We start from the raw sequence: 12,371 nt of genomic DNA on the forward strand, positions 1-12,371 counted from the left end.
ACGTTTATGAATGACAAACCGAAAAAGGTAAATCAAAAAAGCAAGTTTCCATTCTGTTTATCAGATGATGAAATGCTAAATCCAATTGAAGTATTTTATTCATTCTGTGACAATTCCAATTTAAGAACAGAAACACATCGACTAGATCGAGTTTTGGAAGCCATTTCAAAATCTGGATACGAAAGTAATCGACTTTGCTATGAGCTAGTAGATACAGAATATAGACGGCTGATTGAAGCTTCATTCCTCCTCAGTGATCGTAAAATGATGGAGGAAATATCAATCGAGAGATTTCTTGGACTATTTGCACATGAAATTAAAACGCAACTAGTGGGCGCTTCAATGGCTGTTGAAGCACTTATAGAGAAAAAGGGGGCATTCTTTTTATCTCAACCGGACTTTGAATTCTATTTAATATCCCTCAAAAGCATTCTTTTCAATAGTAACCAGATATTATCGAATATGATTACGACTGTACACTTCAAAGAGGATTACTTTTCGCTAAAAACTAATATTCAACCATTTAATGTGAGCGACTTCATAGATGCATGTACCAGGCCCTATCATCTTATGAACGAAAGCTTTAAAAAACATCTTGTTGTCGAACAAAATCAACTAGAGGGTAAGACCATATTTACTGACAGAATAAAACTGCTGCAAATAATTCAAAATCTTTTAAGCAACGCATATAAACATAGTACAGGCAATGATATTCAGTTAATCGCTACAGGCTTCGCCGACTATATATCTTTCTCAGTTATCACCATGGGGCAGACGATTTCAACTGAGGAAATTAAGCACCTTTTTAAAATGTTTTACAAGGTCAAACCCGGTGGTACTGGAAATGGGCTTGGACTTTATCTATGTCAATTGTACACTGAACTCCTTAATGGCACCATAAAGATCACGAGTAATATGGGTATTACAAGTTTCACTGTGAGTATTCCATGCGAAATAAAAGACACTAATATAGCATAGGTTATGGGCATTCATCTGCATCGGATTCTTTCTGTACTAGATCTATTTTAACTCCATGCATGTGTTATGTAATAATCAAACGACTTCCAATAACGATTATTCTTTTTTAATTAAAACTATACAACATGAAAAAAACTACGCCCTTGGCGAAACCTATTAATTTATTACAGGATGTGCATTCAAGAATGATCAATCTACCAATTTATTTCCGGGAACGAATATGTGAGGAATGTGCCTGGAGCATACCTACATTTTACCGGAAGATGCGGGTCATTTTAAAGGCTGGTAACAGTCGTGAAACAATATCGCCAAGCCTTAGTAATGCCGAAAAAGAGAAGATCATGGCTATTGTTGACGAGGTGTACAGTAGCTTTTGGAATCATTGCAATAAGTATAGAAAACACCAACAACGGTAGTATGAGAAAAATAAATGATAAGCCTGCTTTAAAGAATCTGAAGGATCGTACGCTGAGGATTTTTAAAATGGAAGATGAGATTGAGAATGAGGAAACCTCACTAGCATCCCCTTTAAAAATTGAAAAGAGCATTGACAATATTAAACATCTGAATGGGAAGCGCAATATTAAAAAAGGGAAAAAATCTGGAGCATCTTTTAACTCAACTTTTCCGAGTGAGATTGACTTCAATCATCCTTATCGCCAGGCTTTAATGGCTATAAAGACAAAACCATTTATACTTATGGCCGGAATGTGTGGAACAGGAAAATCTCGGTTTGCAAGAACACTAGCATTTCAGACTTGTCCGAAATATCTTCAAGAAAATGGACAGCCAGGAAACTTTGGAATAATAGCAGTTCGACCGGAGTGGTCTGATTCAAGCGATGCAATAGGCTGGTTTAATCGTGGAATTTATCATTTCACTACCTTTATATTTTTTTTAATAAAAGCTTGGCGGCACATTGATACACCATTTGTCCTATGCCTAGATGAAATGAACCTAGCAAAAGTTGAACATTACTTTGCCGACTTCCTATCAATCTTAGAAAGTCGGCAATGGATCAACAATGAGTTCGTATCAGATCCTTTTATCAAACCAGATCAGTTAAAATTCTATGCAGATCAAGACCCAAATATGTGGGCAAGAATTGGACTTAAATTAGACATTGAACTGAAAAATAGATTTCTTGCACATGGGATAACGCTACCACCAAATTTAATTGTAATCGGAACAGCCAATATGGACTATTCGGGCCATAGGTTTAGTATGAAAGTCTTGGATAGAATTACAGTAATAGAGATGACCGAAATAGATTTTTATGGAGGAATAAAAACCGATGACACGGATCTTAAGTTTCCTGATACTCCACTGTCGAAAGACAAGGTTTTGGGTCGAATTTTGTGCGGCAAGGAAGCCTACAATTTATCGCCAAAGCATGGTGATTTAGTTATAGCGGAACTTCAGGCTATAGACAGAATACTGTCCGGAGTGCCATTCAGATTTGGATATCGTGTTCGCGATGCGGCCCTTATCTACTATGTTTACAATTCGCAATTAGCTGGGATTCCTCATAATAACGATTCCGTTTACAAATGTTTAGACGAAATAATTTTAATGAAAATACTGCCTCGGATTGACGCAAACGGTGCAGAGAAGATCATTGACAGTTTTGTTCGTTTTACTAAAGGTAAATATCCTCGAAGTTTTCAACGACTCTTACATATGCAAAGCGAAGCCGACAAGTATTGCGGTATTTCTTTTTGGCAATAGGTTGTTCTTTCAGAACATGATAAAAGCCCCTATTCAAATCCGAATAGGGGTTTTATTTATTGTAGAGGCTCGGATATCGGCCCGACATCTATGAGCAGAATAGCTTCAATAGACGGTTGGAAACGGAAGTAGAGTATTCAACTTCTCTTCAATTTCATCCATCTTAGTGCATTCTCTAAATCTTCTTTGCTTTTTAAGAATTTCGGGAGCTTCGTAATCTTCTTCATGCATGTCGAAAAGCTTAAAGTACACTGTTCCGGGTGCAACAATTAACTTTTTCAAAGCTCCCTCAAAGGCCATCACGTCAGTTTCCTCGAAGTACCCCCATGCGCCAGGGCCAAACCACAGATCCGGAGCAGCCATCAACATCATATTGTGGGTTTGAATATGACGCCCCGGATTGTCTCTAATGTCAACAGTTAATCCGACTTTATCAGTCCAGTGTGGATGTGAGATTAGCTTTCTGCCATCCAAACTTTTGCCGAAGAGTGCGAAATTCGCAACAAACTGTTCTCTTTGCCAGCATGCCTTTTCACTATCAAATAACATCGCAAAATTGAATTTCCGTACAGCTGCAGCAAAAATAAAACCTTCTATATTAAAGAACTGATCGTTTAAAATAATCACGCGGATTATTTCAGTAGCAAATCCCTCATCTCGCCAATAAGCCAAGGAATTCATATCGGGGTATTGTGTAATCTCAGAAATCTCACCCTCATGAACTGAAAACCAATCCATATCTTTCGAAGCGAGTAATTTTGGTATATCTCCAACCTGTTGAATTAATTCCCCGGCTTCAAAAGCACCAGGACATTTAATTACATTAACATGGCCCTTAACATGGGGCATAACCAGTGCATATGCATCGGCAGCAGATTCAAACGCGCCAATAGTGAAGGAAATTTCAAATCTCATAGTATTAGCAAATAAAACTGATTATGCGTTTAAAAGGTAATTGCAGTCCTGCAACTTCCTTTTGTATTAGTTAGTTGGTAAAATTGTAGCATTTTGAATTTTACTTTTCAGGACGAGCTATTCATGCTTTGAGTTGTGACAAATAAAAGTTCAACAAGTCAGGGTTGCCAGCTGCGAGCTGCTCGATATTACTCTCATATTCTGAAACTGGTTTGGGCCGTATATTTGTCATACCCAGACTTTCTATAAGCATATCAGCCCTAAAGGAAATGACTCAAGCTACCAGCGAAAGAATCCTGCGGAAACAAAACCATCTAGCCCCATATAAATGTTCTTACCAGGCATGTTCACTTAATAAACCGGAGGAAATGGAAGTTGAGCATTTAGCTTTTCCTCTATTGCATCCATGTCGGTACATTGCCGAAAGGCCGACTGTATCTCAAGTATAGGCCGAGCTTCATAATCCCATTCTTTAAAGTCGAATAGTTTGATGTGAATTGTACCTGGCGCTACGACCTCTTTTTTGAGTGCTTTATCAAATGCCAATACGTCACTTTCCTCGAAATATCCCCAGGCGCCAGGACCAAACCACATTTCCGGAGCTGCCATAAGACGCATATTATGGGTCTGAACATGCCGGCCAGGGTTGTTCCTGATATCTACGGTAAAGCCAACTTTTGGGGTCCAGTAAGGATGTGAAATCAATCGTCTGCCTTCCAGGCTTTTTCCGTAAGCTTCGAAATTAGAAATGATTTGCTCATTCTGCCAATTCGCCTTGTGCGCATCGTATATCATTCCCAAGTTAAATTTACGGATAGCAGCAGCCTCAATGAACGCACTCAAATCAATGAAAGAATCATCCAGTATCTCCATTGCAATTACATCAGTAGAAAAACCTTCATCTCTCCAATACACTATAGCGTTAACATTTCCCACAACATCAAGATCGCTGATCTTACTCCCATCATGTAATGAGAAGCAATCATCTTTATTGGAGCTTAGCGTCTTTTGCACATCATTGTAATCGCTAATCCATACTCCCTGTGTGAAAGATATAGGGGATTTAATTACCGTAAGCGGCTTCTTTAGATAGCTGGTGGCAAGGCTGAATGCATCTGCGGCATCGTCGAAGGCTCCAATTGTAAAAGATATCTCAAACCTCATACAATACAATTTAAGTTTGAATGATCAACAGCGCCGTAGGGGCTCTGTCTTTACGTAAAAACGTAAGGACAGAGTCGCCGCCGATCACAACTTTGTAAGTCGCTCAATAGTATTTTGTAAATGGCAACAGAGCATTTAACTCATCTTCTACCTTATCCATATTGCTGCACTGCCTGAATTCGCGCTGTATTTTCAATATCTCCGGGGCCTCGTAATCACGTGCCTCAGCATCGAAAAGTTTAACATATAACACTTCATCTTCAAGCATTTGCTTTTCTGTAATAGACTTACAACCTTTAATCTGTTCGCAATTAAAATACTTCCATGCACCCGGCCCGAACCAAATTTCAGGCGCTGCCATTAGACGCATCTTACATGTGCGTATATATCTTCCCGGATTCTCCCTAATGTTAATGGTCGGTCCTGTAGACTTTTCCCATAATGGATGCAATATGGTTGCCCGGTTGGAATAATCTTTTCCCTCCGCCTTAAAATTTGAAATAAACTGTTCACTTTGCCATCGTGTTTTTATACCGTCAAACTTTAGAGCGAGATTGAACCCGTATTTTATAGCTGCGCGAATCAGGCCTTCAAGGTTTAAAAAAGACCGGTCTTTAAAGGTCACTGAAATTTCCTCAGTATGAAAGGGCTCATTCCTTAAATAAATGAGACTATTTACATTGTGTCCTCCAAAGAGAGCGTTGATATTATCTCCATCATGAGCCGTAAATAGCTTCTCCTTAGCATCGCTTAACCTTTCTGTAATTTTCGGATACTCTTCTTCTCCGTCTATCCAATCTCCTCCTTCAAATGCGTCAGTAGAATGAATAGCAGTAAGCGGGTGATGAATGAACTGAGTGGCAAAAGCAAATACTTCGCCCGCATGTAAAAAAGTTCCCAGGGTAAAAGAAATCTGTAATTGCATTTTTTAATATTCTGAATGCCTTAAAATAATACCAAGTTCGTCCGCCAATTTACGAATTGCACCCCAATTCTGAGGCAGATGGCCGGGAGGCGTTACAACATGCAAAATTTTTATCGGTTGAGGGAAGGTAGCCAATTTCCTCATATTATCTGAAATATTCAGTTGTGGCGCCATAGTGCTTTTCAAGCTAACTGCTTCTAATGTATTACTGAAGTCAATGGTTGGGGCATTAGGCGTATGAGTATATCCATCATAAATGGTCATAGCATATGTGCTCTCTATTTTTTTTCCACCTAGACTGGGTCCCAACCGAAAATCCGGGTGAAGGTCTTTTCTTGCCAGGTTTTCATCGTATGTATATGTTTTAAAAACAGATGTCGAGGATACCACCGGATCTATATCATACAACTTCATATTTCCGGTCCAGAAATTTCTGCCATTGATCTTCGCAATTATACCATTGCTAAAACCTCCCCACAGTCCACCGAATATCATACCTTTAAATCCCTCATCAGCCCCTTGGGCTATCGCGTCCCCGGTAGACATTTTCCCCAGTGCAACACCATTACCTGTTCCTTGTATTATACCTGCTACCCCGCCGGCCACTGAGTTAGAGGTAAACCCTGTTACAAAACCACCTGCACCTACGGCAACACCCGTTCCACTTAGCGCTGCACCCGTACTAACCCCAGTCATCGCTCCATATACAGCCCCACCCGTTAATGTTGCAGCTGCTCCTGCTACAAAGCCAATTCCAAATGCTGTTGCTAGCTGCATGGGGGAGACACTTTCTCCTTGCATCGCTAACTGCAATGTATTGAGAAAGCCTCCAACAAGCCCTCCAATTAAAACTACCTGCCAATACCGCCCATCCCGGTCTACGACCATCGGTGGCCGGTTGCCCATAGCCATATAAGGGCTGTAATCCTGTCCTGCAGGGTCTGTTGAAAACCAGCGACCTAATTGGGGATCGTAATATCTGGCCTCGAAATTGTACCATTCTAAGCCGGTTCCATCAGCGAATTCTCCCCTTTGCAGCTCCTTGCCCTGGAACAGCTGACAGTTTTCAAGGCTCAGTGGGGTACGACTGCTGATGCCATCCATCACAAGCCCATAAGGGTAATAATGTGTTTCCTCCAGTACGGGGCCAGTTATATCAGTAACAACGATATCATCAAAATAGACATCCTGCGCTGTTTCGTTGCTGGGAAATACATACAGAAAGCCGCTCTTTTCCATCACCATTCCATCCACCGACAGCTGCTGTATCTCATCGGGACTATTTTTTACTTGACGAACGCCACTGTTCCCTTCAACCACCTGGAACTGATCATCAAACATCACGAAGTTTAGATAAGACTTTCGCTTATTGATTCCCTCTACATCAGGGCCTTTTTGTTTAAGCTGCTGGTAATTATTGTTATAAAAGTTGCTGGTAAAGCTTTGTTCCCCGAGCCCTTGCCCGTTACCATGTGAAGCATCAGTACCTCCAGCCCCACCGAACGCTTGGGCTAGCGCCAGTATCATGTCCTCTGCGGGAACTGCCTTATCCTTGTTCACTGGGCCATCCGACTTGAAGAATGCTTTGGCACCAATCTTAATGGTATCACCAGCCATCACACGCAGCACAATCGAGGGACCGATCTTTTTGCCCCCAGATTTCGCATTTAGTTTCGCGACAAACGACCCTTGCGAAGTATCAGTTTCTGGATAGCCTACAGGTTTGCTTGCACGGGTTTCCTCCACATTGCTGAATGTTGCAGTCTCCACTGGAGCATTCTCGGGCTCCATAGTAGCCGCATACATGGTAAAATTGGTTTGTTCTGTTAATACGCTGCGCGTATTCCCCAGGTGATCCTGGACAAAGTAGTCATAGGTACGCTGAGGAGCTTGACCAGTGCTGTAAACCATTCTCACTCTTCCCTGTTCCTGATTGAAGTAGAAAAGGGAATCATTCTGGTAAACGAAGCCGCCAATGTAATCAGTGGTAATGGTCCTTGTCGGATTTGATGTGCTATCTATAACTGTTTTCTTGATCCGCCGTCCATTGGCATCATACAAATAAGTCACCGTGCCTTTACCAAATACCTTAATGGTTTCTGGCAAGTTTAGATGGTTATAGGTTATGTTGGTGATCCGCTTATTATTATCGCTAGTGAAATTGCCTGAGGCGTCGTAGGTGTAATCAGTATCTCCACTTCCATTCACCTCCTTAAAGTCGCCCAGTGTGGAAGCGGTATTATTAGCAAGATCCCTGACACCTTTAAGGCGATTGCTGTTAGTCTCATAGGTATATCTTAGATCGTCCAAAGTTAGACTGCCGCCTGGCTTATAGCCTTTCTGAAACATCGATAGTATATTGCCATTGAGGTCGTATGCTGAGTCTGCATTGATACCATCTCCCATTTTCATGGAGAAATCAATACCTGCGCTAGTATTCCAGCTACCGGAGGTGAATTGTGTAAAATCTGCCTTCAACATGCGATCTGCCGGATCGTAGGCAAATCCATAGGAACGGAAAGCATTGTCATTGAACCCGCGCCACCTGTTCCCAGAGAGATTACCAGTGTATTGTGGAGTATATATGCTGTCATAGAAAAGCTGTTCACCAAAATGGTGATTTTTACCTTCCGCGCTACCGTTTAGGGCATATCCTTTATTTATATTCTTTAACCATCCACGGATGTTGTAGTCATATTCAAGGCTATCAATCGCCGACCCCAGAACAGTTGTTTTTACCTGCCCTAGTTCATTATAACGGAGCTGCGAAATAGTTTTCAGTACACCATCATCATTCACCTCTTTAGCTACTTTTATAAGCTCCCCCCTATGGTTGTAGGTCATCGCGTTGGATATGGTTGTAGTTGGTGTAAATCCGCTGCGCTTATTGGCATGCCTCAGGTAATTTCCGATTAGTTTTCCAGCAAAATTGTAAAGACTGGTTACCACGTCTAGACCACCAGTTTCATTTTCCGAAAGGCTTTGAATAACCCTCCCTTTATCGTCGTAATACAACGTTGAAGTAAGCCAATGATCTGTACCAATGATTCTGATCTTTCCTCCAGTTACCATTCCCTGGGTTAGTTTACTCACCGCCGTGGGGCGTTCTGGATACGGATCACTACCCGCCTTGGGCTTTAGAAAGTCTGCTGTATTGGGAGCCTGTACCCCTGAAAAGGAATAGTCGTCGTAGAAGTTGTAGGCAAGCGGAATAAGTGCATTAGTTGGTATGGAAGGAAGGGGATTGTCAGCAGTAATACTTACCACCTCTCCCGACACCGGAACTATTTCTGCAACCATTGTCTGTCCGTCGGTACTGGCAAAACCACTCAGAAGGCTGATGCTGCTACCTGCCTGGTAAAGATTGGCATCATTAACAGCTGTTGCAAAATCTTCTATACCAGGAATGGTGTAAGATAATGCCTGGCTCGAAGAAGCCCCATTCATGATGGTTTGCAATTGAACCCGCGTACTGGCCGAATTGTACAATGCAGTCATGATGTTGCGGTCTCTCCTATCGTAGAAGGTCACCTGCCATTTGTTTTGGGCACGCAGGTTGCCATCCCTGAAGAAAACAGGTCGGTTTTTACGGTCGTACACATATTCGGTGGAATCGGTATCTGGTGTCTCTTTCACTATAACTCTTTGCCGCTGGTCGTACTGGTACGAGGAGCATAGGTTTACTATCGGGCTCAGATTCCAAACACCAATCATCTTTATCACCGCTAGTGGAGGAATCACAAAGCGAAGGTTGCCCAGGTCATCATAAACCTGATATGTACATAACCACCCCATATGCCCGGTGCCCGGTGTGGCGGCTATCTGCACCTTTTTTAGCACCTCATGTCCTTGCCTGTCAGTATAAGTTATCACCTTACGGTTGTTCTCGTCTGTCCTGGTGTCCTCCACCAATTCACCTGCAGCATATCTAGTTGAAGAGGAAGGCAGGTTACCGTTCATTATCCAAATGCGTACACTGTCGGAAACGGCATTCACCGCATACTGGCCGGTCACTCCTCGGGACGTACCTGCCCAGCTTCGGCCAGGGGCCATCATCTTTTGGATTATACCCATAGGAGAACGCTCATAAACATTTTGTGTATAGGGTGCAAGCTCACCGCTGTAGTAGCTATTGTAAAAACTGGTTTGATCCGTCAAGGGGCTATTTTGCACATCCCCTGTAGCAGTGGTAGTTACATAAGGTAGGTAAGCGTTCTTGATGCTTCCCATAGAATCGTAGACGTTGAAATTGGCTACATCCTTTCCCAGTGGTGACCAGCGCTTTTGAATATTTTGCACTACCCTGCCTAAGGCGTCGTATAAAACGGTGCTTTGCGCTACTTCCATTGAAGTGCGGGAAAGAGTGACGATAGATGCCCCAGTTTGTAATGGAATCATTGGCCGCCAGCTGCGGGAAAAGTTTAAATCGAAATTTAAGGTATCGTTCGCCTGTTGCGCCCGTAGGCATATAGGAAGAAGCAACAACAGCAATCCCATTAACCTTCTTGTTACTTTATGATTCGTTTTCACGATAATAAGTTTATTGTTGAAAATTTAGGTACCACTACTGGTTACTTGATTACATAGTTACCTGGCTTCAGCAGGTAATCTACATGACAGTCGAAGTTCCAACAGGGAAATCCCGGAGGATCGCATTCCGTCTTTACATAATCGCGTGTTACGGAATATGCAATTACCAACTGGGTTCCATTGGCGGTATGTGTGTCGTCTGGAACGGTCTCGCAGGTATTGTTCACGCCTGTCACAACCTGTAAATTCTGGACGTACCTGGGTTTGGTGCAGGCGACATCGGAATAGAATTTAACTACAACATCCTCATTTTGGTCCACATCTATATCTTCATAACTTAATTTTGCATACACAATACCACATCCTCCATTTGCATTTGCATAGGCTGGTCCATTGGCCATGCCTGCATTCATGGCCAGGCTATCGGCTTTATACTGGTTTACAGTAGATGTATAGGTGCCGGCAGCAACAGTATACAATACCGTATCAGGTATATTTCCTCCAGTGCAGTTTGTCTGGACAAATTTCCGGCTGATTACATTGTTCTTATAAATGATGTTGCAGTTAACCTTTTCACCGGCCTGCCCGTAACAGTTCATTTCCATTATATTACCTTCCACATCTTCTCTTAGTCGCACTCTACCCAAATCATCATATTCGGTATAAGCAATTTTGTTATTCTCGGAACTACCACTGGTCTGATTGCCAAAGAAATCAACGGTACTGGAACTCATCGTCGCGTCAGCAGGATAAGCCCTGAGTTCATCAATGGTAACATTGGAGCCGACAATCGAAATACTGCTTGTTGTGGAGGGTAGCAAATTTCGGTAAAGGTTCCAGACTCTTTTAGCGGTGAGTTTCTCGGGAGAAACGCCGTTAATTGTTAAACCAGCACCTGTGGTCCAGTAGGTCACCACATATTCCCTACCTGAGGTAACGGTAGCACTAATGGTGCCGTTTAACTTAAAGGATCTGCTCCCGGTTATAGCGTCGGAATAATTGTATTGTCCCGATGGCACAGTCCAATTACCACTGTTGGTCCCCTCAAAGCTGGTATAGGCGATTTCTGTATAGGCTGCATCTGAAATAACGCTTGTGCTTATCTGATGCTCGTCATCCCAGATCACTGACTGGCGATCACCAGTAAGGTTATTAGCCACCTGCAGAGAAACGAGTTTGGCATCATATCGTTCTATTGTACTCACTAGTGGGATAAGGGTACTGTTACGATTAAGCACAAAGCGATTGAAAGCACCAATGGTACTCAAGGGCACCGGTTTATCAGATCGCAGGCCATAGACATACTTTGGCTTTATTTTATTGCCGGTAATGACCTCATAACCCGTGATAGTTGCGCTGACCAGATTTTCCGAAGTGGGTGTTTTCACCCATTGCTCCTCTGCGACTTTCACAATTATTCCGCTATCACTTAGTGTCTTTAGAGGACCGGTAATGGAATAATTATACGGATAGTAAATATTAGTTTGAATATACTTTTGTAGATCCTTGCTGACCCATTTTTTTACGGACGCCAAATTATTCAGACTATCGTAAACAAAACTGGTGCTTTGCAGTACGGTATCGGCACCGGAAACGATCTTTTCTACAGTGGAATCCAATAGTGCAGTACCTGTTAACCCGTAATAGGTATCGTTTCCGTAGCCCGGGCCGAGATAGAGTGCAGAGGTATTACCGTAATATTGTGCGTCCATTAGGAGCTTGATGGACTTAAAAGCGGTGTCTGACAAAACAGTTACGGTAAAATCGTACTTGTTCTCGTTGATTTTCTTTATCTGATTGTATTGATCGAATACCGTCGCCTTTTTGGGCAACCCCAATTCCCAGGAAGGATACAGTTCCGCTGCGAAAGGGTATTGAGGCGGTGATGGAAAATAGTTAACGTCTTTATAGGTGGTGAACTCGTGTACGGTTTTACCGTTACCAGGCAATATTTCTTCTACCCGACCATAACCAACAGCTGTGCCCCACACATAGTCAAGACTATTCATGGGTGATGATACTCGCACAAAATATTCTTTATCCCCCCCGTTCCTGTAAAAAACATTGAATAAGTAATCATACCTAGGTATAAAGAAGGCAAAGCCAGAACTGGAACCATTTTCATTTATAT

8 protein-coding genes are annotated in these 12,371 nt (G+C 42.3%); 3 read left to right on the forward strand and 5 right to left on the reverse strand.

Going from position 1 to position 12,371, the window contains the following annotated elements:
- The first annotated feature begins 6 nt into the window (after positions 1-6).
- The 3 genes from F3I09_RS19620 to F3I09_RS19630 all read left to right on the forward strand — a co-directional run bounded on the left by F3I09_RS19620 (position 7) and on the right by F3I09_RS19630 (position 2,706).
- The gene (locus F3I09_RS19620; protein WP_149696735.1) at positions 7-978 is read left to right on the forward strand and encodes a sensor histidine kinase KdpD; all 972 of its coding nucleotides are present in this window, start codon (positions 7-9) and stop codon (positions 976-978) included.
- Between the two features lie 125 nt (positions 979-1,103).
- Entirely contained in the window at positions 1,104-1,394 is a 291-nt protein-coding gene (locus tag F3I09_RS19625; protein ID WP_149696736.1) for a hypothetical protein, read from the forward strand.
- A gap of 1 nt (position 1,395) precedes the next feature.
- Positions 1,396-2,706 (forward strand): McrB family protein, encoded by a 1,311-nt coding sequence (locus tag F3I09_RS19630; RefSeq protein ID WP_149696737.1) that lies wholly within the window; start codon positions 1,396-1,398, stop codon positions 2,704-2,706.
- A 105-nt stretch (positions 2,707-2,811) separates the two neighbouring features.
- Here the strand turns inward: F3I09_RS19630 and F3I09_RS19635 are convergent, their stop codons facing one another.
- The 5 genes from F3I09_RS19635 to F3I09_RS19655 all read right to left on the reverse strand — a co-directional run bounded on the left by F3I09_RS19635 (position 2,812) and on the right by F3I09_RS19655 (position 12,267).
- Entirely contained in the window at positions 2,812-3,621 is an 810-nt protein-coding gene (locus F3I09_RS19635; RefSeq protein WP_149696738.1) for a hypothetical protein, read from the reverse strand.
- 351 nt (positions 3,622-3,972) lie between these two features.
- Positions 3,973-4,785, reverse strand: coding sequence for a hypothetical protein (locus F3I09_RS19640; protein WP_149696739.1), 813 nt, complete (start codon positions 4,783-4,785; stop codon positions 3,973-3,975).
- A gap of 103 nt (positions 4,786-4,888) precedes the next feature.
- The gene (locus F3I09_RS19645; RefSeq protein ID WP_149696740.1) at positions 4,889-5,710 is read right to left on the reverse strand and encodes a hypothetical protein; all 822 of its coding nucleotides are present in this window, start codon (positions 5,708-5,710) and stop codon (positions 4,889-4,891) included.
- Between the two features lie 3 nt (positions 5,711-5,713).
- Positions 5,714-10,240 (reverse strand): DUF6443 domain-containing protein, encoded by a 4,527-nt coding sequence (locus F3I09_RS19650; RefSeq protein ID WP_149696741.1) that lies wholly within the window; start codon positions 10,238-10,240, stop codon positions 5,714-5,716.
- Between the two features lie 41 nt (positions 10,241-10,281).
- Positions 10,282-12,267: a DUF5977 domain-containing protein gene (locus tag F3I09_RS19655; protein WP_149696742.1), complete on the reverse strand. Its 1,986-nt coding sequence runs from the start codon at positions 12,265-12,267 to the stop codon at positions 10,282-10,284.
- Positions 12,268-12,371 lie beyond the last annotated feature (104 nt).

It is taken from the genome of Chitinophaga sp. CF418 (genome assembly GCF_900142925.1).
Lineage (GTDB): Bacteria > Bacteroidota > Bacteroidia > Chitinophagales > Chitinophagaceae > Chitinophaga.